At 68.2% G+C, this 22,262-nt stretch carries 26 protein-coding genes and 1 tRNA gene; 11 read left to right on the top strand and 16 right to left on the bottom strand.

All coding sequences use genetic code 11. The features are described 5' to 3' along the window. Nucleotides 1-10: 10 nt before the first annotated feature. Entirely contained in the window at nucleotides 11-1,330 is a 1,320-nt protein-coding gene (locus ASD13_RS07305; RefSeq protein ID WP_055867626.1) for an anthranilate synthase component I family protein, read from the bottom strand. Nucleotides 1,331-1,371: 41 nt separating this feature from the next. Here ASD13_RS07305 and ASD13_RS07300 point away from each other — a divergent pair, with 41 nt between their 5' ends. Genes ASD13_RS07300 through ASD13_RS07290 form a run of 3 tightly spaced genes read left to right on the top strand, consistent with a single transcriptional unit; the run spans nucleotide 1,372 to nucleotide 3,938 of the window. Next, the gene (locus tag ASD13_RS07300) at nucleotides 1,372-2,043 is read left to right on the top strand and encodes a DedA family protein (protein ID WP_055867623.1); all 672 of its coding nucleotides are present in this window, start codon (nucleotides 1,372-1,374) and stop codon (nucleotides 2,041-2,043) included. Between the two features lie 4 nt (nucleotides 2,044-2,047). Then, nucleotides 2,048-3,073 (top strand): App1 family protein, encoded by a 1,026-nt coding sequence (locus ASD13_RS07295; protein WP_055867622.1) that lies wholly within the window; start codon nucleotides 2,048-2,050, stop codon nucleotides 3,071-3,073. A gap of 1 nt (nucleotide 3,074) precedes the next feature. Beyond that, a complete protein-coding gene (locus ASD13_RS07290; RefSeq protein ID WP_055869136.1) occupies nucleotides 3,075-3,938 on the top strand; it encodes a hypothetical protein in 864 nt (287 codons plus the stop codon). A 4-nt stretch (nucleotides 3,939-3,942) separates the two neighbouring features. On the opposite strand, the gene ASD13_RS07285 is transcribed toward ASD13_RS07290, so the two are convergent. Together ASD13_RS07285 and ASD13_RS07280 are read right to left on the bottom strand one after the other, a co-directional pair. Beyond that, nucleotides 3,943-5,154, bottom strand: a complete 1,212-nt coding sequence (locus tag ASD13_RS07285) for a glycoside hydrolase family 3 N-terminal domain-containing protein (protein WP_055867618.1) — start codon at nucleotides 5,152-5,154, stop codon at nucleotides 3,943-3,945. A gap of 19 nt (nucleotides 5,155-5,173) precedes the next feature. Then, nucleotides 5,174-5,830, bottom strand: a complete 657-nt coding sequence (locus tag ASD13_RS07280) for an SDR family oxidoreductase (protein ID WP_055867615.1) — start codon at nucleotides 5,828-5,830, stop codon at nucleotides 5,174-5,176. 136 nt (nucleotides 5,831-5,966) lie between these two features. Between ASD13_RS07280 and ASD13_RS07275 the strand changes: the two genes are divergently transcribed. After that, nucleotides 5,967-6,989: a DUF2804 domain-containing protein gene (locus ASD13_RS07275; protein ID WP_055867612.1), complete on the top strand. Its 1,023-nt coding sequence runs from the start codon at nucleotides 5,967-5,969 to the stop codon at nucleotides 6,987-6,989. Here the strand turns inward: ASD13_RS07275 and ASD13_RS07270 are convergent. Further along, nucleotides 6,976-8,046 (bottom strand): NAD(P)-binding domain-containing protein, encoded by a 1,071-nt coding sequence (locus tag ASD13_RS07270; protein WP_055867609.1) that lies wholly within the window; start codon nucleotides 8,044-8,046, stop codon nucleotides 6,976-6,978. The two genes, ASD13_RS07275 and ASD13_RS07270, sit on opposite strands and share 14 nt — an antisense overlap. Before the next feature lie 148 nt (nucleotides 8,047-8,194). On the opposite strand from ASD13_RS07270, the gene ASD13_RS07265 reads away from it, so the two are divergent. The 6 genes from ASD13_RS07265 to ASD13_RS07240 all read left to right on the top strand — a co-directional run bounded on the left by ASD13_RS07265 (nucleotide 8,195) and on the right by ASD13_RS07240 (nucleotide 11,667). Continuing rightward, a tRNA-Ala gene (locus ASD13_RS07265) sits at nucleotides 8,195-8,267 on the top strand. Between the two features lie 83 nt (nucleotides 8,268-8,350). After that, entirely contained in the window at nucleotides 8,351-8,974 is a 624-nt protein-coding gene (locus tag ASD13_RS07260; protein ID WP_055867606.1) for a hypothetical protein, read from the top strand. 69 nt (nucleotides 8,975-9,043) lie between these two features. After that, nucleotides 9,044-9,628, top strand: coding sequence for a helix-turn-helix domain-containing protein (locus tag ASD13_RS07255; RefSeq protein ID WP_055867603.1), 585 nt, complete (start codon nucleotides 9,044-9,046; stop codon nucleotides 9,626-9,628). A gap of 133 nt (nucleotides 9,629-9,761) precedes the next feature. After that, nucleotides 9,762-9,995 (top strand): PLD nuclease N-terminal domain-containing protein, encoded by a 234-nt coding sequence (locus tag ASD13_RS17490; protein WP_200942465.1) that lies wholly within the window; start codon nucleotides 9,762-9,764, stop codon nucleotides 9,993-9,995. After that, nucleotides 9,992-10,909: an ABC transporter ATP-binding protein gene (locus ASD13_RS07245; RefSeq protein WP_055867601.1), complete on the top strand. Its 918-nt coding sequence runs from the start codon at nucleotides 9,992-9,994 to the stop codon at nucleotides 10,907-10,909. Before ASD13_RS17490 ends, ASD13_RS07245 begins: the two co-directional genes overlap by 4 nt. Next, nucleotides 10,906-11,667: a hypothetical protein gene (locus ASD13_RS07240; RefSeq protein WP_055867598.1), complete on the top strand. Its 762-nt coding sequence runs from the start codon at nucleotides 10,906-10,908 to the stop codon at nucleotides 11,665-11,667. Before ASD13_RS07245 ends, ASD13_RS07240 begins: the two co-directional genes overlap by 4 nt. A 150-nt stretch (nucleotides 11,668-11,817) precedes the next feature. On the opposite strand, the gene ASD13_RS07235 is transcribed toward ASD13_RS07240, so the two are convergent. From ASD13_RS07235 to rplU, 11 genes are all read right to left on the bottom strand, one after another. Continuing rightward, nucleotides 11,818-12,102 carry a hypothetical protein gene (locus tag ASD13_RS07235; protein ID WP_055867594.1) on the bottom strand — a complete coding sequence of 95 codons (285 nt, stop codon included), beginning with the start codon at nucleotides 12,100-12,102 and terminating at the stop codon, nucleotides 11,818-11,820. Nucleotides 12,103-12,236: 134 nt separating this feature from the next. Then, the gene (locus ASD13_RS07230; RefSeq protein ID WP_055867590.1) at nucleotides 12,237-12,926 is read right to left on the bottom strand and encodes an SDR family oxidoreductase; all 690 of its coding nucleotides are present in this window, start codon (nucleotides 12,924-12,926) and stop codon (nucleotides 12,237-12,239) included. Nucleotide 12,927: 1 nt separating this feature from the next. Beyond that, nucleotides 12,928-13,308 carry a ribosome silencing factor gene (gene rsfS, locus ASD13_RS07225; RefSeq protein WP_017830333.1) on the bottom strand — a complete coding sequence of 127 codons (381 nt, stop codon included), beginning with the start codon at nucleotides 13,306-13,308 and terminating at the stop codon, nucleotides 12,928-12,930. After that, nucleotides 13,308-14,507, bottom strand: coding sequence for a hypothetical protein (locus ASD13_RS07220; protein ID WP_055867587.1), 1,200 nt, complete (start codon nucleotides 14,505-14,507; stop codon nucleotides 13,308-13,310). Before ASD13_RS07220 ends, rsfS begins: the two co-directional genes overlap by 1 nt. Next, on the bottom strand, nucleotides 14,504-15,109 hold the full coding sequence (nadD, locus tag ASD13_RS07215) for a nicotinate-nucleotide adenylyltransferase (RefSeq protein WP_055867584.1): 606 nt from the start codon (nucleotides 15,107-15,109) through the stop codon (nucleotides 14,504-14,506). Before nadD ends, ASD13_RS07220 begins: the two co-directional genes overlap by 4 nt. 6 nt (nucleotides 15,110-15,115) lie before the next feature. Then, nucleotides 15,116-15,340, bottom strand: coding sequence for a hypothetical protein (locus ASD13_RS07210; RefSeq protein ID WP_021198522.1), 225 nt, complete (start codon nucleotides 15,338-15,340; stop codon nucleotides 15,116-15,118). Between the two features lie 65 nt (nucleotides 15,341-15,405). Further along, a complete protein-coding gene (locus ASD13_RS07205) occupies nucleotides 15,406-16,659 on the bottom strand; it encodes a glutamate-5-semialdehyde dehydrogenase (protein ID WP_055867580.1) in 1,254 nt (417 codons plus the stop codon). Nucleotides 16,660-16,668: 9 nt separating this feature from the next. Beyond that, nucleotides 16,669-17,454, bottom strand: coding sequence for a glutamate 5-kinase (gene proB / locus ASD13_RS07200; RefSeq protein WP_055867577.1), 786 nt, complete (start codon nucleotides 17,452-17,454; stop codon nucleotides 16,669-16,671). After that, nucleotides 17,451-18,950, bottom strand: coding sequence for a GTPase ObgE (obgE, locus tag ASD13_RS07195; RefSeq protein WP_055867574.1), 1,500 nt, complete (start codon nucleotides 18,948-18,950; stop codon nucleotides 17,451-17,453). Before obgE ends, proB begins: the two co-directional genes overlap by 4 nt. Nucleotides 18,951-19,050: 100 nt before the next feature. Continuing rightward, nucleotides 19,051-19,308, bottom strand: a complete 258-nt coding sequence (gene rpmA / locus ASD13_RS07190; RefSeq protein WP_028501603.1) for a 50S ribosomal protein L27 — start codon at nucleotides 19,306-19,308, stop codon at nucleotides 19,051-19,053. A gap of 18 nt (nucleotides 19,309-19,326) precedes the next feature. Further along, a complete protein-coding gene (gene rplU / locus ASD13_RS07185) occupies nucleotides 19,327-19,635 on the bottom strand; it encodes a 50S ribosomal protein L21 (protein ID WP_028501602.1) in 309 nt (102 codons plus the stop codon). A gap of 245 nt (nucleotides 19,636-19,880) precedes the next feature. On the opposite strand from rplU, the gene ASD13_RS07180 reads away from it, so the two are divergent. Continuing rightward, entirely contained in the window at nucleotides 19,881-20,147 is a 267-nt protein-coding gene (locus ASD13_RS07180) for a DUF4031 domain-containing protein (protein ID WP_055867569.1), read from the top strand. Here the strand turns inward: ASD13_RS07180 and ASD13_RS07175 are convergent. Further along, nucleotides 20,112-22,247 carry an Rne/Rng family ribonuclease gene (locus ASD13_RS07175; protein WP_055867565.1) on the bottom strand — a complete coding sequence of 712 codons (2,136 nt, stop codon included), beginning with the start codon at nucleotides 22,245-22,247 and terminating at the stop codon, nucleotides 20,112-20,114. The genes ASD13_RS07180 and ASD13_RS07175 overlap by 36 nt on opposite strands. Nucleotides 22,248-22,262: the final 15 nt, after the last annotated feature.

The raw sequence follows: 22,262 nt of genomic DNA, 5'->3' as shown, positions 1-22,262 counted from the left end.
AAAAGCGGGATCAGTTCAGGATATCGGAACGCCAGAGCACAGGCATTCCGGCGCCGAGCGCGGCGAGCGGTGCGCGCGCCTTGGTCGCCACCTCCGCTACCTCGGACGCGGCGACGGAGCCCCAGGTGATGCCTCCCCCGGCGCCGACGACGGCCAGCTCCCCCTCGATCAGGATGCTGCGGATCACCATGGCCAGATCCAGGGTGCCGTCGGCGCCGATGTAGCCGAAGCAGCCCGCGTACACGCCGCGGGGCCCGCCCTCCAACTCGTGGAGCCTGGTCATCGCCGACAGCTTCGGAGCGCCGGTCATGCTGCCGGCGGGGAAGGCCGCCTCCAGCAGAGCACCGACCGTCGTCCCTGCGGCCGCGACGCCGCTCACCGTGCTCACGAGCTGGTGCACGGCCGGATAGCTCTCCACCACCCACAGCCCCTCGACACGGATGCTCCCCGGCTCGCACACCCGCGAGAGATCGTTGCGCATCAGGTCGACGATCATGACATTCTCGGCGCGCTCCTTGCGATCCGTCGCGAGCTCTGCGGCGAGCGCGGCGTCTGCGACGGGATCGGAGCTTCGGGGCCTGGTGCCCTTGATGGGACGCGTGCGGATGATGCCTCCGTCCGCATGGAGGAACTGCTCCGGGCTCGCGCTCAGCAGCGTGCGGTCGCCGATCCGCACGAACCCGCCGTGGTGGGCGGGCGTGGCGGTGCGGAGCCGGTGGTAGACGTCCACGGCGTCATGCGCTCCCCTGACGGTGAAGCGCGTGGTCAGGCACAGCTGGTAGGCGATACCCGCACGGATGAGATCGCGGCAGCGTTCGATGAGGGCCGCATACTCCTGCGGGTCGTGTCGCGCCTGGGCGACGCGGGTCTCGTCGGCCCGCACGGGCATGGGCACGGATTCCCGCGCCCCGACCAACGCGGAGACAGCGGCTGCCCAGGCTTCGGCGTCGTGATCCGCACTGAGGGTCCACGCGCGGCCGAGGGAGTGGTCGAAGGCGACGACACGGGTGGCGCGCAGCCAGGAGCCGCCGCTCTCCTCGACGGTGCCGGCCACGGGCGCCCCGGCGACACGGGCGCCGCTCTCATAGTCGAGCCAGCCGACCCACCCCCCGGTGAACGGCGGCAGCGCGGGATCGGCGGCACCCCTGTCGAGGCGCACTTCGCGCGGAAGTGTCGAGGGCTCCCCCGTACCGACGAAACTCCACCCCGTCGTGGCGGCCGCGCCGGCATCGAGCCAGAACACGTCCGCGGCTCCGGCTTCCAGCATCCCGAACACCGACGACGGCTCCACCCAGGCGGGAAGCGGGCGAGCACTCAGCTGTTCGGGCACCTTTCCAGCCTAGGACCGGGCGGCTCCCGTATCCTCATGGGGTGGACGACCTCCTGATCTGGCTCCTCGACACCGTGCAGTCGATCGATCCGGTCGCCCGCACGCTGATCGCCGGGCTCGCCGTGATGCTGGAGACGAGCATCCTGATCGGTCTCGTCGTTCCCGGTGACACGATCGTGATCATCGCCTCGATGGGGGTCGCCACTCCGCTGGAGGGCGTCGCGATGGGCGTCGCGGTCGTGATCGGGGCCCTGATCGGCGAGAGCATCGGCTTCTGGCTGGGGCGCTGGCTGGGCCCGCACATCCGAGTGTCGTGGTTGGGGCGCAGAATCGGTGAGCACAACTGGGTTCGCGCCGAGAACTATCTCGAGCGCCGCGGCGGCATCGCGATCTTCCTGTCCCGCTTCCTCCCGGTGCTGCATTCCCTCGTGCCGCTCACCGTGGGCATGAGCGAGTACCCGTACCGCAGATTCCTGGCGTGGACGGCTCCCGCGTGCGTCCTCTGGGCCACCGCCTACGTGAGCGTGACCTCGCTCGCTGCGGGCAGCTTCCGCGAACTGGTCGATCGCGTGCACTTCGCGGGATACATCTTCGTCGGCGTGATCGCGCTCTTCCTGCTCCTGGCGTTCCTCGGCAAGAAGCTCCTTCAGCGCGTCGAGGCCCGTCATCTGGAGGGCCCGGAGGCAGAGGCCGACGCCGACGTGAAAGACTGAGGCAATGGCATCGGCTCCCCCGGCCCCCCGGATCCACTGGTTCGCCCGACTCGAACATCGCCTCCACGTCTGGCGAGAGGGTCGCGCGCGCCGTCGAGGCCGCGTCGCGACGATCCTTCCCTTCCCCGGCTACGGCGGTCCCGGCTGGGTCCGCGTCGTCGGCCGTGTTCTGATCGTGCCGCCGCAGCGTCGTACCCGCGACGGTGAACCCGCGAGCGTTCGTGGCTGGCGCAGCTTCGTCGGCATCCCTGTGGGCTTCGCCGCCGTGAGCGTGCATTTCGGCGGCACCACGCATCAGGTCGCCGCCGACCGCGGCGGTGTGGTCGACGCCATGATCCGCGTCGATCTGGAGCCCGGCTGGCAGACGTTCACGTTCTCCGTCGAGGGACAGCCTCCGGTGGAGGCACGAGCGTTCATCGTCGCTGAGGGCACGTCGTTCGGTGTGGTGTCGGATGTCGACGACACCGTGATGGTCACGGCTCTCCCTCGTCCCTTCATCGCCTTCTGGAACTCCTTCGTGCTCGACGAGCATGCACGTCTTCCCGTACCGGGGATGGCCGTGCTCCTCGACCAGCTGCTGCGGCAGCACCCCGGCGCGCCGATGGTCTACCTCTCCACGGGGGCGTGGAACGTCGCCCCCACCCTGTGGCGCTTCCTCGGCCGTCATCTGTTCCCCGCCGGTTCCATGCTCCTGACCGACTGGGGGCCCACGCATGAGCGCTGGTTCCGCAGCGGGCGCGAGCACAAGCTGACGAACCTGCGGCGACTCGCGACCGAGTTCCCCGATGTGAAGTGGCTGCTGATCGGTGACGACGGCCAGCACGACGAGTCGATCTACAGCCAGTTCATGGAGGAGTACCCCGACTCCGTCGCGGGCGTCGCGATCCGTCGTCTCCTCCCTGCCGAGGCCGTCCTCGCGGGTGGTCGGGCAGGCCATGAGCCGCACTCCGAGGATGTCGCCCCGTGGGTGAGTGCCGAAGACGGTGCCGGTCTTCGCGATCTGCTGGGCGAAGCCGGCATCCTGCACTGACATGTCCCTCTCCCGCCAGGACTGGCTGGTCCTCGAAGAAGCGCATCGTGAACGTGCCGATGCTCTCACTGCTGCGCACCGTGACCGGGCGACCCGGGCGGAGAAGCACCCGGTGTGGGACTTCCTCTTCACGTACTACTCGTACAAGCCCGCACATCTGCGCCGCTGGCACCCGGGCGCCGGCGTCGAGCTCGCCGATGCCGGCGAACGCCTCGACTGGCGCTGGTACCGCGCAGGACGATCCGCTGACAGCGCGGTTCCCGATGCGGCAGCTTTCGGCCGAGAGAAGGCGGAGCTGGCATCGCTCATCGAGAAGATGCTCCGCCGCACGGCATCGCGGCCAGGGCAGTTCGGCTGCTTCGGTCTGCACGAGTGGGCGATGGTGTACCGCGCCGACGAGCACCGACATGCGGTTCCGCTGCGACTGGGGCAGGCGGGCACGGATGCCGTCGTCGAGAATCACGACCTGCGCTGCACTCATTTCGACGCCTTCCGCTTCTTCACCCCCGAGGCGGTCCCCCGCAACCGCACCTCGTTGAGTCGCGACGAGCAGCCGCTGTTCGAGCAGCCGGGGTGCCTGCACGCGGGGATGGACCTGTACAAGTGGGCGACGAAGCTCGGGCCCCTCATCCCGGGCGACCTCCTCCTGGATTCGTTCGAACTCGCTCGCGACATACGCCTTCTCGACATGCAGGCGGCACCGTACGACCTCTCGGCGTGGGACGTGGTTCCCGTGCCCATCGAGACGCCCGAGGGCAAGGCCGAGTACGTGCGTCGGCAGCGAGGGTTCGCGGACCGCGGGGCCGCCTTGCGCACCGCACTGTTGAACGCGTGGCTCGGCGCCGGGGTCCGCGACGCGGCCTGAGCGCTCAGTCCACCCGGTCGCAGTCTTCGCAGACCGCCCAGGAGGCCGTCGCGGTGGAGAGCTGCAGCCGCAGCGCGACCACGCGCGTCGCCGCTTCTTCGAGGCGCTCGGGCGACAGCGTGCCCGTCTCGACCGCCGCGGTGATGCCGTGCACCATCGATCCCGCCGTCTGCGCATCGGAGCCCGCGACCATCAGCACCAGGTCGTTCCCCGCGGCGATCGCCGCCACCCCGTTCGCGACCGGGTCCGCATAGGCCGGGTCGCCCGACGAGAGCAGCATCCCGAGGTCGTCGGTGACCGCGACGCCCGTGAAGCCGAGCTCGTCCCTGGCGATCTCATGCCAGGTCGGCGAGAGGGATGCCGGCAGGGTGTCGACGGCCGTGTAGGCCAGATGCCCGTACATCAGCAGCGAGGCCCCCGCGTCGATCCCTGCAGCGAACGGAACAGCGGCGGTGGCACGCCACTCCTCGAGCCCCATCGTCGTGCTCGGGATCGCATGATGCGAGTCGCCGGGCGCCGCACCGTGCCCGGGGAAGTGCTTGAGCGTCGAAGCGAGGAACTGCTCCTGCGCACCGGTCGCGGCCGCCACGCGCTCCGCCGCACCGACCGGATCGGTGCCGAGTGCGCGGCCATGGATGAACGAGCCGGGATCGGCCGTGTAGTCGGCCACGGTGCCGAAGTTCACGGTGATCCCCGCGCGTGCCACCAACGAGCCCCGCGCGGCGAACGCCGCGGAAGTCTCAGACACCGGAAGACCCTTCAGCGAGGTGGAGGCGGCATGGTCGTCGCCGTTCAGACGCGAGACCAGACCGCCCTCCTGATCGACGGCGATGAGCGGCGGCCGCGTCGGATCCACAGTGAGCGCGGCGGTGAGCGCCTGCAGCTCGGCTTCGGATGCCGGGATGTTGGCTCCCATCAGGATGAATCCGCCCAGGCCCGATTCCATGTACGCCCGGAGCGCGCCCGGATCGGTCCCCGCCACGTGTCCCATCACCACGGTCGATGCCTGTTCCCCGACAGGCATCGCCTTCACCAAAGCTGTCGCGCGGTCGACGAACCTCTCGGCTCCGGTGCTCGGCACCGTGGCCGAGGGAGTGCGCGGAGCCGTGGTCGCCGTGATCGAGGCCGACGCCGCCGACGAGGCGCAGAGCCCCACCGCTGCGGCGAGCGCGAGTGCGCCTGCCGCCCGTCCCCGGTGTCGAGAGTTCACGCGCATCGGTGCGGTGCAGGGCTCGTCAGCAGGAGAGGGCCTCGGCGATCGGCACCGCGGCGTCGGTGTCGCCGTTCCCGAACCGGATCGTCCGGCCGACCGTGCACGGCTCGTGGAGGGTGGCTGCGATCACGGCCGCGACGTCGGCGCGTGATACCGCTCCTCGACCGTCGGGGTCGATCTGGATCCGGCCGGTGGGCTCGTCGAAGGTGAGCGTTCCCGGTGCGAGGATCGTGCCCTCGAGGCCGGTTCCTCGCAGGTGCTCGTCGGCGGCCCACTTCGCGTCCGCGTATGGGAAGAAGGAATCGTCCTGCGGCACGCCATGATCGGCGGTGGAGCCGAGCCAGGACACCATCACGTACCGTCGGACGCCCGCGCGTTCGGCCGCGTCCATGGAGCGCTGCGCCGCGTCGCGGTCGACCGCGTAGGTGCGCTCGGCAGACCCGCCGCCGGCACCTGCCGACCAGACGACGGCGTCGTGACCTCGGATGATCTCGGCGAGCGCCTCGACGTCCATGCTCTCGACGTCGGCGACCAGCGCTTTCGCCCCGCCGGCTTCCACATCGGAGGAATGATCCGGGTTGCGGATCACTCCCGTCACCTCATCCCCTCGAGCGACCAGGAGCGGCGCGAGCAGGAGGGCGATGCGGCCGTGGCCGCCGAAGACGATGATTCGCGACATGTCTTCACCCTACGCTCCCCTCCCCGAGCGCGGCGGGGGTCTGGTCGCTGTCGATCCCGAACCCGGCACTCGGTCCTCTACACTCGGGTCAACGACGCCGACCCGAGACGGTGTCCCTCCCGACAGCAGGACGACGATGCCCACACCGCTGATCGAGCGCGAGATCACCGCGCACGTGTCACTCACCACCCCCGACGGGGCCTTGAACCACGATGCGCTGGGCTGGTCGCGCGTACCGGTGCACGACACCTCGGGGATCCCGGGCCGCGGTCATTGGGGGCGCAACAAGCGCTGGGAGTATTGGAACGTGATGACGGCGTCGCACATCATCGCCTTCACGGTGTCGTGCGTCGACTACATGTCGCTGCATGAGGTGTGGGTGCTCGACCGAGCGACCGGTGACGACATCGGCACGACGGTGATATCGCCGGGAGGCCGCAGCGCGACGCTACCGGCGTCTCTCGGTGCAGGGCCCGTCCGAGCGCGCACCCGTCGCATCACCATCGACGTCGACGAGACGTTCGACGGGACCCGTCTGCGTGGCACCGCTCCACGGGTGTCCTTCGACCTGCTGGCGGGCCGTCCTCCCGGTCACGAGTCCCTCGGTGTCGTCGTCCCCTGGCGCCGAGGAGAGGACATCTCCCGTTTCCAGTACACGGTGAAGGATGTGGCACGCCCGACGACAGGGACGGTGACGGTGGACGGCGTCACCCACGACGTGTCCGCGGGCAGCTGGGCGGTGCTCGACCACGGGCGCGGACGCTGGCCCTACCGTGTGCGTTGGAACTGGGCGACGGGGAGCGGTACCGTCGACGGCCGCGTCATAGGGCTGCAGCTGGGCTCGAAATGGACCGACGGCTCCGGGGCGACCGAGAACGCGCTGCTGGTCGACGGGCGCCTGTCGAAGATCAGCGAAGAGCTCGTCTGGGACTACGACCCGGAGCAGTTCCTGCGCCCGTGGCGTGTGCACGGGACGAGCGCCGACCTCACCTTCACCCCGTTCTATGACAAGCACTCGCGCACGAATGCCCTGGTGATCTCGAGCACGACGGATCAGCTCTTCGGCGTGTGGTCGGGCTGGGTACGGGACGACACCGGAACGCAGGTGCATGTCGACGGCATCGAAGGATTCGCGGAAGAGGTGCTCAACCGCTGGTGACGCGCGCGTTCGTGGACTGCAGCGCCCGCTGCACTCCCTTCGCCGCCGAGCGACCGGCACGATTGGCACCGATCGTGCTCGCCGACGGACCGTAGCCGACCAGCTGCACGCGGGGGTCTGCGACAGCCGTCGTACCGCGGCCGTTCCGGTCCAACTGGATGCCCCCGGCCGCACTGCGCAGGTGAAGAGGAGCCAGGTGCGTGACCGCAGGGCGGAACCCGGTGGCCCACAGGATCACGTCGACCTGCTCGAAGCTGCCGTCGGCCCACCGCACCCCGTCGGGTTCGATCCGCTCGAACAGGGGGCGCCGGTCGGCGTAGGCGCCCAGACGCTCGGCCTCCCGCTCCTGCGGGCGGAGCATGAGCCCGGTGACGCTGACCACGCTCTCAGGGGGGAGACCGGCGGCGACGCGCTGCTCCACGAGCGCGACGGCTGCAGCTCCTGCCTCCGGTGTGAAGTCGTCGTTGCGCCACACCGGTTCTCGACGGGTGACCCACAGCGTGTCGGTGATCGGCGCGAGTGCGCCGAGGAACTGCACGGCGGACGCTCCCCCGCCCACGACGAGCACCCGCTTGCCGATGAAGTGCTCCGGCCCCGGGTAGTCGACGGTGTGCAGCTGTTCGCCGACGAAGGTCTCCATACCGGGGAAGTGCGGCAGGAAGGGATGCGACCAGGTGCCGGTCGCATTCACGAGGGTGCGGGTCGTCCACTCCCCCTCGCGGGCGCGCACGACGAGCACGCCATCCCGGTCGTCCACCCGCTCCACGTGCACGGGACGGAGCACCGGGAGGGCATGCCTGTGCTCGTAGGCGGCGAAATAGGCGGGCACTGCCTCGTTCGCGCGTGTGCCGTCGCGTGGTGGAGGCGTGTCTCCCGGCAGCTCTGCGACCCCGTGCACGTCACGCATGGTCAGCGCGTCCCACCGGTGCTGCCAGGCACCCCCGGGACGCGTATCCGCGTCGAGGACCACGTGCGAGATGCCCAGCCGCGCGAGGTGGAAGGATGCCGAGAGGCCGGCCTGCCCTGCGCCGATCACCAGACTGTCGAGGATGCTCACGCCGGGTTCAACGCCCCGCTCCACGCGCTTGTTCCTCTCCGCCGTCGTCCACGCCGTGACGCGCCCGGGATACCCACCCCGATTGGTGCTCGTGTCGATTCGTGTAGTACTCTTTTCAAGTTGCTCCGGCTGGTCCGGAACAGCGTCTGGGCCTGTGGCGCAGCTGGTAGCGCACCTGCATGGCATGCAGGGGGTCAGGGGTTCGAGTCCCCTCAGGTCCACAGAAAAAGCCCCCGGTTCTCCGGGGGCTTTCTTCGTCTCATGGGGGTCGCTCCAGTGGACGAGGACGCGATCAGGAGGCGCCATGACGGAGACACCCCTCGCCTACGCGGACCGCGTGCGCATGCTCCTGGGTTATCGGACGGTGAGCGAGCTCATCGCGGACGATCACAACGTCTTCATCGACCCCTACTCCGCCCTCCTCTCCGTGCACGCTCGGATCGGGACAGGAAACGTGTTCTCACCGAACGTCCGTATCGACGCTGAATCCGACGCTCTCCGTATCGGAGACGGCAACAGGTTCTTCGAGGGCACCCGCATCGAGGCGACCGACGGCGGGCGCGTGAGCATCGGTGCCGACAACGAGTTCGGCCCGCACGCCGTTGCCCTCCTCGCGAATCGTCACGATGCCGTGATCACCGTCGGCAGCCGAGTGCGTCTCATCGGGAGGATCGACCTCGCAGGCGCTTCCACGCTGGGCGATGGATCGCAGATCCTCGGCGACGTCGCCGCGGTGAACGTCTCGCTCGTCGGCGGCGGGAGCCACCGCGACCCCGACCCTGACCTGCGCGGCGCCGTGCTCAAAGGACGGGGCCGCGCCACCGGACTCACACTGGCTCGCGGCCACGTCATCAATGCAGACGGTGATTTCGCCACCGCAGCCGTAGAAGCTCAATCGGTCTATCACCCCCGCCCCGCGGTCGACTGACCTGTCGACCGCGGGACACCAGGCCACGTTGTTTACCATTATCACTATCAATACTGATAGCGTTGCGATGTGGCTACTTCTTCGGCACTTCTGCATCCGGTTCGCCTTCGTATCGTCCAGACGCTGCTGGGCGAGGAGGAACTCACGACGCACCAGCTTCATGAGCGCTTGGCCGACATCCCGATCGCCACCCTCTACCGGCACGTCGGCCACTTGGTCACGCACGAGCTGATCGAGGTGGCAGATGAGCAGCAGGTTCGAGGAGCGAGCGAGAGGACCTACCGCCTCTCCCCGAGTTTCGCCAACCCCTCAGCGGAGGAACTGAACTCCCTGAGCAACGAGGAGCTGCTGACGGCGTTCACGGTCTTCACCTCCGGACTGATCCGCGACTTCAGCGACTATCTGCACGCCGGAGACCCGGACCTGCACGCCGATCAGGTCAGTTTCGCTCAGGCGTCCTTCTGGGCCAGCGACGAGGAGGTCGATGAGTTCGGGCGCACCCTCATGACGGCACTCGAAGGCGTGCTGACCAACGAACCGTCCGCGGGTCGCCGTCGTCGCACTCTCAGCACGGTTCTGATGCCGCGCGAAACCGCCCCCGGAGGCGATGCGCGTCGGGGCAGCACCCCGAAGAGCTCGGAGCCGAACGGCTGAGCGATATCGACGTCGCGAAGGCGGCGAGTCAGTGGTGGTTTGGTGCCCACCACTGATTCAGCTCGCCGTGCGTGGCTCGTGCAGCACCCGCGCACTCTGCCACGGCAATCCTCTGAAAGAAAGGGAAGTCCTTGTGAACCCCGTGAACTTCGACACGTCGATGCTCCTCCCCCTCATGCCTGTTCTCGTCCTCGTGGCCGTGCTCATCGGATGGTCACTCGTCGACATCATCCGCAGGCCCGTCGAGCATCTCCCCAAGTGGGCGTGGGTATTGATCGTGCTGTTCGCCGTCCCGGTCGGCGCGGTCATCTACATCATCATCGGCCGAGCCGGGGGCGAGAGACTCAGAGACGAGGACCTGCGGTGACCGCGGCGCTGAAGGTCGGAGACCTCACCCGTATCTACCCGGGCGGTGGTGGCATCCGTGGCATCGACTTCACCGCTGACGAACGCGCCGTGACGGCCGTCATCGGGCCCAACGGAGCCGGAAAGACGGTCCTGTTCAGCATCATCGCAGGCCTCGCCCGGCCCGAGTCGGGCACCGTCGAGTTCGCCTCGCCGAACGCACGTGTGGCGTATTGCCCTGACGTGCCCCAGTTCGAGTCCTGGCTCACCGCACTCGAAGTGGTGGAGATCTCCCTCGCGATGTCGCGCAGACGCGAGGACCGAGCGCGAATCGTTCGTGAGACCGCACGGGAGGCCCTCGAGGCGTGCGGCCTCGGATCGGTGAAGGATCGTCGTGTCGCAGACTTCTCGCGCGGCATGCTCCAACGCCTCGGCATCGCGGCAGCGCTGGTCACGGATCCGGAGATCCTGATCCTCGATGAGCCGAACAGCGCGCTCGACCCCATCGGCCGCACCGACGTGCGCGGGATCATCACCGCGCAGAAGCGCCACCGCTGCATCCTGCTCTCCAGCCACATGCTCAGCGAAGTCGAACAGCTTGCCGACCACATCGTCGTCATCGACCAAGGGCGCGTCATCACCCAGGGAACGACGGCGTCGATCCTCACTGAGGGCATCGCGCCCGTCTGGGCGATCCGCCTCGGCGCCCCCGCGCAGATCAGCGCTGCCGACCTTGCGGTTGCTGTCCCTGAAGCGCGCTTCGAGTTCGACGCGGACATGCTGTGCACGGTCCGCTTCCCCAGCTTCGAGTCAGCCGCCGAACACCTGGTGACCGCCCTGCAGAACCTCCGCGCGCCCATCATCGAGGTCACTCTGCGCGATCGCGACCTCGACGCGTCATTCGCCCGCATCATCCAGAACCAGGAACACCGATGACCCTCATCCTCGCCTCGGCCCGCGTCGAGACGCGACGCCTCATCCGTTCCGGAGCGCTGATCGGTCTGCTCGCCGTGTTCGCGTTCTTCGGACTCTCCGGCCCCGCCCTCGCGCTCTACATGCCCGAGTTGCTGGCCGCTGCCGCCGGCACCGAGCAACTCACCATCGAAGCTGCCGACGCCACCCCGATGGACGGGATCGCATTGTTCAACCAGAGCGCCATGCAACTCGGTCTCATTCTGGCTGTCGCCCTCGCGATCACCTCCATGAGTTGGGACACCCGCCCCGGCTCTTCGATCTTCTACCGCACCCGGGTCAGACACCTCGCCCCGCTGATGCTGCCCCGCCTCGTCATCAACTGGATCGCGGCCGTCGGGAGCTACGCCGGGGCCCTGCTGCTCGCTGCCGCACTCACCACGGTGTTCCTCGGTCCGATCGACAGCGGGCTGATCATCACTGTCGGCGTGGCGTCGGCGCTCTACCTCGTCATGGCGATGAGCATCGGATACCTCATCATGGCGCTGACCAGGCGCACCGCCCCCGCGATCGCCGCCGCGACCCTGCTGATGCTGGTACTGCCGCTGCTGAGCAGCGTCGACGCACTGGTTACCTGGGCTCCGACGACGCTGCTCACTGCATCAGGCGTCGGACTCGCGGATGTCGCGGCGCCGCTGCTCTCGGCGGCAGCCGTCTCCGTCGGATGCGTGATCACTGCCGGTCTCATCTCGAACCGGCAGAGCCTTCGACGCGACGCATAGGTCGCGTGTGAGCGTGTCCGCGCGGCCTGACGCACGCGGATTCTCCGAGCACCTCGGTCGGTGGAGCACTCCACAGGCGAACGACGAAGCGCACCCCTCGTTGATCGAGGGGTGCGCTTCTTCGCGGCGGCCAGCGCCTCGTGCGGTCGACTACGTCGCCAGCAGCGGCGGCCGATGGGGAATGGAGATCGGACGTGTGGCTCTGCTCGAACCACGCATCCGCTCGACGTCCTCGAGCACCTCGAAAACGGTCCCGTATCGGGTGGCGAGAGGCAGGTCGCGCAACCAGGTCACTTCGACTTCTGTTTCGGCGAGCTCGTACACGCACGCGACCACGTGGCGTGGATCGTTGGGCGAGTAACGAAGGTCGTTGATCACCCACTCCGATGCCGTGATGCGATTCAGCATGAAACGCGGATCCGGAAGTTCAGACATGTGGGGGCCCTCCAGGACTCTCTCTCCCTAGAGAGTGCGCCACGAACCGCTGCCGGGGAAGCCCCTTGACACCACACGAGGACGGTGCCGTCGGTGGATTCGGTCGCGGCACGGGCGCGGAGAACAGCGACGACTCAGCGGCCCGGTCGCACCGTGAGGTCGGTGATCTCCGCGTCGCGAGGGAGGTCGAGCGCAGTGAGGATCGTCGTGACGACGGCCTCCGGGGTGATGAAGCGGCCGGCGTCGTACTCCTGCCCCTCCTGCTGATGCACGCGCTCCTGCATCGGAGTGGCGGTGCGCCCGGGGTAGATCGAGGTCACCCGCACGCCGTGCTGGGCCTCTTCCGCCCGCAGCGCATCGGCGAGGGCCCTGAGCCCGTGCTTCGATGCCGCATACGCCGACCATCCGGCGTTGGCACGGAGCCCGGCGCCCGAGTTCACGAACACGACCTGACCCTGAGACACGCGCAGCACCGGCAACAGGAGGCGCGTGAGCTCCGCGGGCGCGATGAGGTTGACCGCGAGCTGCTGCTCCCAGAGTGAGGGGGCGAGGTCGGCGACGTCACCGAGATCGACGACGCCGGCGACGTGCACCAGCGAGTCGATGCGGTCGGGCAGATGCTGCTTCGACAGCGCCCACGACAGACGGCCGGGCTGCGCGAGGTCGCCGACGAGGACGGATGCGCCGGGGAGCTCTTCCGCGATCTGCCGGGCACGCCCAGCGTCACGGACCAGCGCCACCACGCCGTCGCCACGGGACAGCAGTCGATGGGCGAGAACCGCGCCGATGCCGGAGCCCGCACCCGTGATCAGGTGCGTCGACATGTCAGCTGGGGTCTGCGGCAGGCTCGGCCACGTCGATCGGAACGACGGGGCAGTCCTTCCAGAGACGCTCGAGACCGTAGTAGACGCGCTCCTCCTGGTGGAAGACGTGCACGATCAGGTCGCCGAAATCGAGCAGCACCCACCGGGCTTCTGCACGTCCCTCGCGTCGTACCCGCTTGTGGCCCGACTCGATCAGTCGGTCCTCGATCTCATCGGCGATCGCGGCGACGTTGCGCTCGCTGTTTCCGGTGACGAGCAGGAAGATGTCCACGAGCGGAAGCGGCTCGGAGACGTTGAGCGCAACGAGATCCTCTCCACCCTTGTCGATGGCGGCTTGTGCTGCGAGGCGCAGCATCTCTTCGGCGGTTTCAGGTGATTGCATCAGAACACATTCGTGGTGATGGCGATGATGACGACGACACCGACAGCGAGGGCGAGGCCTCCGGCGACGATCGCCAGGGTGATCATCAGTCGGTTGCCCTTCTCAGGCGCCGGCGGACGGATCACCTCGCCGGCGGGCTTGATGGTGCTGACCGCCGAGCTGGCGGCGATCGGCGTGGGGGACGACGCGGGAGGAAGCTCGCCATCGATGAGAACAGCGTCGACGTCCTTGCCGTCGGTGGTTCCGAGAGCATGGCCCTGCGAGCCCATGCCCTGCGGCAGTTCGTATGACCCGGTGACGAGAATCTCGCCGGTGGAGGCGACAGGGCCGGAGAGTGATCCTTCGCCCGGAGACGGGGTGAAGATCAGGGCGTTCGGCGCGGAGTGCTGCGAGCCGGTCGAGTCGCCCACGGTGAGCAGTTCGTCGAACGACGGGCGGAACGGCGCGTGCGGGTCCGGGGCATCGGCGAGGAGCCCCTCGCCGAAGGCGGGGTTGACCGTGGGGCGAACCTCGGCGTCATCGTCGTCGTCGTCATCGGCATCGTCGACGTCGGCGAGCACGTCGTCGGCATCTTCGTCGGAACCGTCGGCGTCCTCCGTCACGAGGCCGAGAGCCGAAGCCACGTCCTCGTCGTGCGCCGACTCCTCAGCCTGCTCATCAGCGACCTCGAGCGGAACTTCGCCCACCGAGTCCGCGGCGACGGATGCGCTCACGGGTGCGATGGCGACCTCGTCGTCGATGTCGTCGTCGTCGCCGGGCTCTTCGTTCCTGGTGAAGTCCGGGACACCCGACACGATCTCCGCAGGAGCGTCAGCATCGTCCGCGATGGCGGCGGTCGACTCGACGGGGTTCTCCTCCGGCGCGTGGTCGGCAGGCTGCTCCGACTCCGTGTCGTCGGAATCCTCTGCAGCATCGTCGTCGGCGATGACCGGAACCGAGGCGGTGCGGACCTTCTCCAGCTCACGTGCCTGACGACGCGTCAGGGGTGCATCGCCGTTCGCCTCGTCGGCGTTCGACGTCGGTGCCGGCGCGACCTCGACGGGTTCGACAGCACGGGGCAGCGGCGGCACGGGGGGTGCCGCCTCAGCCGCCGCAGCGGCCTCTTCGTTGGAGATGACCGGGGTCGATCCCGTCAGCCGGATCTCCCGCAGCTGCTTTCGCGTCAGCGGACCCTGCTCCTGCTGATCCGATGTACTCATGCCTTGCTCCGATACAGATGATGCTTCGCGATGTACTGAACGACCCCATCAGGGACCAGATACCAGACCGGCTGATCGTCGCGAACGCGTTCACGGCAGTCCGTCGACGAGATCGACAGCGCCGGCACTTCGAGTTGGCTGACGTTGTCGCTCGGGAGGCCGTCGGTGCTCAGGACATGTCCGGGGCGTGAGACCGCGACGAAGTGGGCCAACTCCCACAACTCATCATGGTCCCTCCAACTGAGAATTTGCGCCACGGCGTCGGCACCGGTGATGAAGAAGAGCTCTGCATCCGGACGATCGCGCTTCAGATCGCGCAGCGTATCGATCGTGTAGGTGGGGCCCTCGCGGTCGATGTCGACGCGGCTGACCGTGAACTGCGGGTTCGAGGCGGTGGCGATCACCGTCATGAGATAGCGATGCTCGCTCGGCGAGACGCCCGACTTCTGCCACGGGTGTCCGGTCGGCACGAATACGACCTCGTCGAGACCGAGGGAGTTCGCGACTTCGCTGGCTGCGACCAGGTGGCCGTGATGGATGGGGTCGAACGTGCCGCCCATCACGCCGATGCGCGGGGTGCGCGTGGTCGCAGCGTCGTTCATGGGGGCCTAGTGGCCGTGTCCCGCCTCGTGACCGTCCTTGCCGTGCTGCGCAGCCCAGGCCTCGGCCTTCGCCGAGTGACGGTTGGCGACGTTCTTGTAGGAGAAGGTCACCAGTCCGAGGAAGGCGAACACGACCGCAGCGATGGCTCCGAAGATCACCGTTTCGAGCGCGACGTTGCCGTGGTGCTCGGTTTCGGCAGCGGCCATCGCGATCTGTGCGACGAGGTTCATCCTGACTCCGTTTCGTGGCGTGCTGTTCGGGATCCTGTGATGTACAGCGTCCCCCAGTCTAGCCCTCAGCCGCGGGTCTGCCCCGCCCCACGCGCGAGCCATTTCGTGCTGGTCAGCTCCGACAGGCCCATCGGCCCCCGCGCATGCAGCTTCTGGGTGGAGATGCCGACCTCCGCTCCGAAGCCGAACTCGCCGCCGTCGGTGAAGCGGGTCGAGGTGTTCACCATCACGACGGCCGAGTCCACCTCGGCGAGGAAGCGCTCCGCATTGCGCGAGTCGGTCGTGATGATCGATTCCGTGTGACCTGTGCTGTATCGGCGGATGTGATCGAGCGCCTCATCGAGGGAGTCGACGACCTTCATCGCGATGTCGAGGCTCAGGTACTCGGTCTCCCAGTCGTCCTCGACCGCGGGGATCACGTTGGAGACGAGACCGGCGACCATGTCGTCGCCGTGGATCGCGACCCCTTCGCTCTGCAGCGCGCTGGCCACCAGGGGGATCAGACGCGGAGCCGCCTGACGATGCACCAGAACGGTCTCCACCGCGTTGCACACGCTCGGGCGCTGGACCTTGGCGTTCACGACGATGTCACTCGCCCAGTCGTCCGGCGCCGTCTCGTCGAGGAAGATGTGGACGTTGCCCGCTCCGGTCTCGATGACGGGCACGGTCGACTCCGTGACGACCGCCTCGATGAGGCCCGCACTCCCCCGCGGGATCAGGACATCGATGAAGCCACGACCGTGCATGAGCGCCTTCGCGCCGTCACGACCGAAGTCGTCCACGGTCTGGATCGCCTCGGGCGTGAGTCCAGCGTTCTGCACGGCGCTGCGCATGACGTCGACGAGGACGGTGTTGGAGTCGCGGGCAGCACTCCCGCCACGCAGCACCACGGCGTTGCCGGAACGCAGCGCGAGCGCGGCGATGTCGACCGTCACGTTGGGGCGGGCCTCGTAGATCGCGCCGACCACACCGAACGGCACGCGCACCTGCTCGAGAGCTACGCCGTTGGGCATCCGGTGTCCGCCGACCACGCGGCCGACGGGATCTGCGAGAGCGGCCACCTCGCGCACAGCCGCGGCGAGGGCCGCCACGCGCTTGTCGTCGAGACGCAGCCGGTCGATGAGCGACTCCCCGATGCCGTCCTCGCGTCCGCGGGCGATGTCGCGACCGTTCGCCTCGATGATGCGCGGCGCCGCATCCAGAAGCGACACGGCGATGGATTCGAGCACACGGGCCTTGTCATCGCTCGTGAGCGCTGCCGTGGCGCGGGAGGCCTCTTTGGCGCGCTCGAGGCGTGCCTGCGGGGTCTGGTCGGTCATCCGCCCAGTTTATGAGGTGGCCGGCTCGAACCAGGTCCCTATTTCGGCGCCGGCGAGAGCCTGCTCGACGAGGTCGGCACTGGTGACCAGCACCCCGATCCCCGACGCCGCCGCGAGGCGCGCCGCCGAGACCTTGGTGGCCGCTCCCCCGGTGCCGACGCTGTTGACGACCGTCGCTCCGAACTCGAGGCCGGTCAGGTCGGCGTCCGGGGCCACGATGTCGATCGGCTCGGCGTCGGGATCGGTCGGAGGCTTCGTGTAGAGCGACTCGATGTCGCTGAGCAGGATGAGCGCATCGGCTTCGATCAGCTGGGCGACGAGCGCACCGAGCCTGTCGTTGTCGCCGAAGCGGATCTCCTGAGTTGCGACCGTGTCGTTCTCGTTCACGATCGGCAGGGTGCGCAGCCCGAGCAGTCGCTCCATGGCACGACGGGCGTTGGAGCGCGACGTCGGGTTCTCGAGGTCACCGGTGGTGAGGAGCACCTGCCCTGCGACGATGTCGAACGGACGCAGGGACTCCTGGTAGCGATACATGAGGATGTTCTGACCAACGGCCGCCGCGGCCTGCTGGGTCGCGAGGTCGGTCGGGCGGGCGTCCAACCGCAGGAACGGGATGCCCGACGCGATCGCACCCGATGACACCAGCACGACCTCGGCTCCGCGTGCATGCGCGGCAGCGAGGGCCTCGACGATGACGGGGATGCGCCAGGACGACTCACCGCTGATCGAGGAGGATCCGACCTTGACGACGATGCGGGACGCAGTGGCGAGTTCTGCGCGGGTTCGTGCTGTCACTCGCCGTCCTCGCGGTACGCGGCGAGACGCTGCGTCTCGACCTCGGCGCGGGCTTCGGCCTTGGCATCCATGCGCTCGTAGTACTGCTCGCGTCGCTCCGACGTCGTCCGTCGCGCGTTCGGGGCCAGACGGGGGTCGGTTCCACGCGGCGCACTCATCAGCTCCGCGGCCGATGTCATGGTGGGCTCCCAGTCGAAGACGATGCTGTCGCCCTCGCCGATGACGACGGTCGAGCCCTGAACGGCGCCGAGACGGAAGAGCTCGTCCTCGACACCGAGCTTCTCGAGTCGATCGGCGAGATAGCCGACGGCCTCTTCGTTCTGGAAGTCGGTCTGCTGCACCCATCGAACCGGCTTCTCACCCAGGATGCGGTACACGTTGCCGTAGGTGCCACCCTCGACACGGATGGTGAATTCCTTCTTGGAGCCGCGAGGACGGATGATGACGCGCTCCGGCGGCGTCTCGAGCGCGGCTTCGGCACGCGCCTTCTCGACGAGCTCGCCCAACGCGAAGGTGAGCGGACGCAGCCCCTCATGGGAGACCGTGGAGATCTCGAACACGCGGAACCCGCGGGCCTCGAGATCGGGACGCACGAGCTCGGCGAGGTCGCGTGCCTCGGGGACGTCGATCTTGTTCAGAGCGATGAACTGCGGGCGCTCGAGGAGCGGCGTCTGTCCCTCGGGGACCTCGTAGGCACCGAGCTCGGCGAGGATGACGTCGAGGTCGGAGATCGGGTCACGACCGGGCTCCAGAGTCGCGCAGTCGAGCACGTGCAGCAGCGCCGAGCAGCGCTCGACGTGGCGGAGGAACTCGAGACCGAGTCCTCGGCCCTCGCTGGCGCCCTCGATCAGCCCGGGCACATCGGCGACCGTGTAGCGGAAGTCACCGACCTGCACCACGCCGAGGTTCGGGTGGAGGGTCGTGAACGGGTAATCGGCGATCTTGGGCCGGGCGGCGGAGATCGCACCGATCAGGCTCGACTTGCCGGCGGACGGGTAGCCCACGAGGGCGATGTCGGCGACCGTCTTCAGCTCGAGGATGATGTCACCCTCGTGCCCAGGGGTGCCCAGGAGAGCGAACCCGGGGGCCTTGCGCTTCGGGGTGGCGAGGGCGGCGTTGCCGAGGCCACCCATCCCGCCCTTGGCGACGACGAACCGCTCACCGGGGATGATCATGTCGATGAGGACTTCGCCGGCGGTGTTCTTCACCACGGTGCCGACCGGGACCGGCAGCTCGAGCGTCTCACCGAGGAACCCGGAGCGGTGGTCGCCCATGCCCGGACCGCCGTTGCCGGAGGAACGGTGCGGCGAGTGGTGATACGACAGCAACGTGCCGGTCTGAGGATCGGCGACGAGCACGACGTCGCCGCCGTCACCGCCGTTGCCTCCGTCCGGGCCGCCGAGCGGCTTGAACTTCTCGCGGTGCACGGAGACGCAGCCGTTGCCGCCCTTACCCGCACGCAGGTGCAGTGTGACGGTGTCGACGAACGTGACCATTTGCTAGTCCTCTGGGTTGCTGTGCGTTTTCGGAGGGCAGATACACGGACGGGGCGAGCCGAAGCCCGCCCCGAACCGGATATCTAGTGTCGCGCTGTGATCACTCAGCTGCGGCGACGATGTTGACGACCTTGCGGCCGCCCTTCGCGCCGAACTGGACCGCACCGGCGGCCAGAGCGAACAGCGTGTCGTCGCCGCCACGGCCGACGTTGACGCCGGGGTGGAAGTGCGTGCCGCGCTGGCGGACGATGATCTCGCCGGCGAGGACCTGCTGACCGCCGAAGCGCTTCACGCCGAGGCGCTGAGCGTTGGAGTCACGACCGTTACGGGTTGAGCTTGCGCCCTTTTTATGTGCCATGTCCTAATCCCCTCGGGCTTACTTGATGCCGGTGATCTTGACGCGCGTGAGCTCCTGGCGGTGGCCCTGACGCTTCTTGTAGCCGGTCTTGTTCTTGTACTTCTGGATGATGATCTTCGGGCCGCGGAGGTTGCCGATGACCTCAGCCGTGACCTTGACCTTCGCGAGCGAGTCAGCGTCGGTGGTCACCGTGGCGCCGTCGACGAGCAGCACTGCAGCCAGCTCGATCTTCTCGCCCTGGGCAGCCTTGACACGGTCGAGCTGAACGATCGTGCCGACCTCGACCTTCTCCTGCCGCCCACCGGCGCGCACTACTGCGTAAACCACTTCATACCTGTTTCGTTGGGGAGCTCGCGGCTCCGAGATCTCACGGGAAGACTGTTGCTTGCATGCACCGCAGAACGGCGGGTGCGAACGCAAGACTCTCCGCTTCGGCCGACGAGGACGACGCGGCATACGCACCAAGGGACTACTTTACCGGATGCGGGTCTGTGTCGCAAAGCGGGCCGCCTCCGATCTGTCTGGGCGCACGCTCGAGCCCCACCCCATCGCTGCGGACGTAGGCTGACGAGGTGACCGTACTCGTCGACGACCCGCTCTGGCCCGCCCACGGACGCCTGTGGGCACACCTGGTCAGCGACGAGAGCCTCGATGAGCTGCACGCGTTCGCGCGGGCGAACGGCATCGCTCCGCGCGCGTTCGACCTCGACCACTACGACGTGCCGGAGGAGATCATCCCCCGGCTCGTCGCCGCCGGCGCTCAGCATGTGAAAGGCAAAGAGTTGGTGCGTCGCCTGATCGCCTCAGGACTCCGAGTCCGCAGCCGCGACCGGCGCTGACGGTTCGTTGTTCACCGAGACGGGAGTGCCGGTGAGCGCTGCCGTGCTCACCCGACGACGCCCTCGCCCCTGACCGGGTGCCTTCGGCTCCGGAAGGGCATCGAGAACCGAGTCGAGCAGCTGCTCAGCGGGAGTCTTCGGGCCCTTGCGGTCGCCGCCGCGCTTCTTGCGGGCCTTCTTCGGACGCTCGGCAGCTGCGGGCGCCTCCGCCGCGACGTCGACCGTCTCGGCTTCCTGCGCCGCCCCCTCGGCCGTCGGAGCGATGGTCGAGGCCGCGATCTGCGCGAGAGCCGACTTGGCGCCCTCTGTGATGCTGTGAGTGACGGCCGGCGCCGCAGGAGCGCTCTGGCTCTGCCCGTTGCCGTTGCCGTTGCCGTTGCCGTTGCCGCCGTTGCCGCGCTGGCGACGACCGCTCTGCCCGTTGCCGTTGCTGTTGCCGCCCCCATTGCTGTTGCTGGAGCGGTGCTTCACGACCGGGTCGTGGTGCACGATCACGCCACGACCGGCACACACCTCGCACGCCTCGCTGAACGTCTCCAGCAGGCCGAGGCCGAGCTTCTTTCTCGTCATCTGCACGAGGCCGAGTGAGGTGACCTCGGCGACCTGGTGCTTCGTGCGGTCGCGGCTCAGGCATTCGATCAGTCGACGCAGCACGAGGTCGCGGTTGGATTCGAGCACCATGTCGATGAAGTCGACGACGATGATGCCGCCGATGTCACGCAGACGCAGCTGGCGGACGATCTCCTCCGCAGCCTCGAGGTTGTTCTTGGTGACCGTCTCCTCGAGGTTTCCGCCGGAGCCGACGAACTTGCCGGTGTTGACGTCGACGACCGTCATGGCCTCGGTGCGGTCGATCACGAGCGAGCCGCCGGAGGGCAGCCACACCTTGCGGTCGAGCGCCTTCTCGATCTGCTCCGTGATGCGGAAAGCATCGAAGGGGTCGGTCTCGTCCTCGTAGGCCTCGACGCGCTCCAGCAGGTCGGGGGCGACGCTCTCCAGGTACGCACGGATGGTCTGCTGCGCATCTTCGCCCTGGATCAGCATCTTCGTGAAGTCCTCGTTGAAGACGTCGCGGACGATCTTCACGAGAAGGTCGGGCTCAGCGTGCAGGAGCGCGGGCGCCTGCTGGTTCTCGACCTGCTTCTGGATGTGCTCCCACTGCGAGGTGAGTCGCTGTACGTCACGGGTCAGCTGGTCTTCGGTGGCACCCTCGGCCGCAGTGCGGACGATCACGCCGGAGGACTCCGGCAGCACCTCCTTGAGGATGCGCTTGAGGCGCGCACGCTCGTTGTCGGGGAGCTTGCGGCTGATGCCGTTCATCGACCCGCCCGGCACGTAGACCAGGTAGCGGCCGGGGAGCGAGATCTGGCTCGTGAGACGCGCGCCCTTGTGTCCGACCGGGTCCTTCGTCACCTGCACGAGAACGCGGTCGCCGGGCTTGAGCGCCAGCTCGATGCGACGCGGCTGGTTGCCGGTCTCGACACCGTCCCAGTCGACCTCGCCGGAGTACAGCACGGCGTTGCGCCCGCGACCGATGTCGACGAAGGCGGCCTCCATGCTGGGGAGGACGTTCTGGACGCGGCCCAGGTAGACGTTCCCGATGAGCGACGCGTCCTGGTTGCGGGCGACATAGTGCTCGACGAGCACGCCGTCCTCGAGGACGCCGATCTGGGTACGGCCGTTCTTGGACCGGACGACCATCTTGCGGTCGACCGACTCACGGCGCGCGAGGAACTCTGCTTCGGTCACGACGGGGCGACGGCGTCCGGCATCGCGGCCGTCGCGGCGACGCTGCTTCTTCGCCTCGAGACGTGTCGACCCCTTGATGGCCTTCGGCTCGGTGATGTACTCCACGACGCGCTGACGCTGACGCGGCTCTTCACGCTGATCCTCGCCCTCGGAGCCACCGCGGCGACGACGGCCACGACCACGGCCCGCCGCGTCTTCCTGGGGCTGCTCGCGTTCGGCGATGCGGTCGAAGATGCGCTCGCGACCCGGGCGTGCGGGAAGAGGGACGACCTCCGGCGCGTAGAAGTGCAGCTGCGTGGAGACCTGGGAGACGAACACCTCGGGAAGCAGGCCGAGCGACACGGCGGTCACCGGAGCCTCCTCGGG

This window comes from Microbacterium sp. Root1433D1, from assembly GCF_001426835.1.
GTDB classification, from domain to species: Bacteria; Actinomycetota; Actinomycetes; order Actinomycetales; family Microbacteriaceae; genus Microbacterium; species Microbacterium maritypicum.
Note: the sequence above shows the minus strand (reverse complement) of the source record. Positions and strands in the feature narration are given on the sequence as shown.

Coding starts and splice junctions, on each gene's coding strand:
- ASD13_RS07295 (WP_055867622.1), top strand. CDS start 2,048: ATGGCATCGGCTCCCCCGGCCCCCCGGATCCACTGGTTCGCCCGACTC.
- ASD13_RS07290 (WP_055869136.1), top strand. CDS start 3,075: ATGTCCCTCTCCCGCCAGGACTGGCTGGTCCTCGAAGAAGCGCATCGT.
- ASD13_RS07285 (WP_055867618.1), bottom strand. CDS start 5,154: ATGCGCGTGAACTCTCGACACCGGGGACGGGCGGCAGGCGCACTCGCG.
- ASD13_RS07280 (WP_055867615.1), bottom strand. CDS start 5,830: ATGTCGCGAATCATCGTCTTCGGCGGCCACGGCCGCATCGCCCTCCTG.
- ASD13_RS07275 (WP_055867612.1), top strand. CDS start 5,967: ATGCCCACACCGCTGATCGAGCGCGAGATCACCGCGCACGTGTCACTC.
- ASD13_RS07260 (WP_055867606.1), top strand. CDS start 8,351: ATGACGGAGACACCCCTCGCCTACGCGGACCGCGTGCGCATGCTCCTG.
- ASD13_RS07240 (WP_055867598.1), top strand. CDS start 10,906: ATGACCCTCATCCTCGCCTCGGCCCGCGTCGAGACGCGACGCCTCATC.
- ASD13_RS07235 (WP_055867594.1), bottom strand. CDS start 12,102: ATGTCTGAACTTCCGGATCCGCGTTTCATGCTGAATCGCATCACGGCA.
- ASD13_RS07230 (WP_055867590.1), bottom strand. CDS start 12,926: ATGTCGACGCACCTGATCACGGGTGCGGGCTCCGGCATCGGCGCGGTT.
- rsfS (WP_017830333.1), bottom strand. CDS start 13,308: ATGCAATCACCTGAAACCGCCGAAGAGATGCTGCGCCTCGCAGCACAA.
- ASD13_RS07220 (WP_055867587.1), bottom strand. CDS start 14,507: ATGAGTACATCGGATCAGCAGGAGCAGGGTCCGCTGACGCGAAAGCAG.
- nadD (WP_055867584.1), bottom strand. CDS start 15,109: ATGAACGACGCTGCGACCACGCGCACCCCGCGCATCGGCGTGATGGGC.
- ASD13_RS07210 (WP_021198522.1), bottom strand. CDS start 15,340: ATGAACCTCGTCGCACAGATCGCGATGGCCGCTGCCGAAACCGAGCAC.
- ASD13_RS07205 (WP_055867580.1), bottom strand. CDS start 16,659: ATGACCGACCAGACCCCGCAGGCACGCCTCGAGCGCGCCAAAGAGGCC.
- obgE (WP_055867574.1), bottom strand. CDS start 18,950: ATGGTCACGTTCGTCGACACCGTCACACTGCACCTGCGTGCGGGTAAG.
- rpmA (WP_028501603.1), bottom strand. CDS start 19,308: ATGGCACATAAAAAGGGCGCAAGCTCAACCCGTAACGGTCGTGACTCC.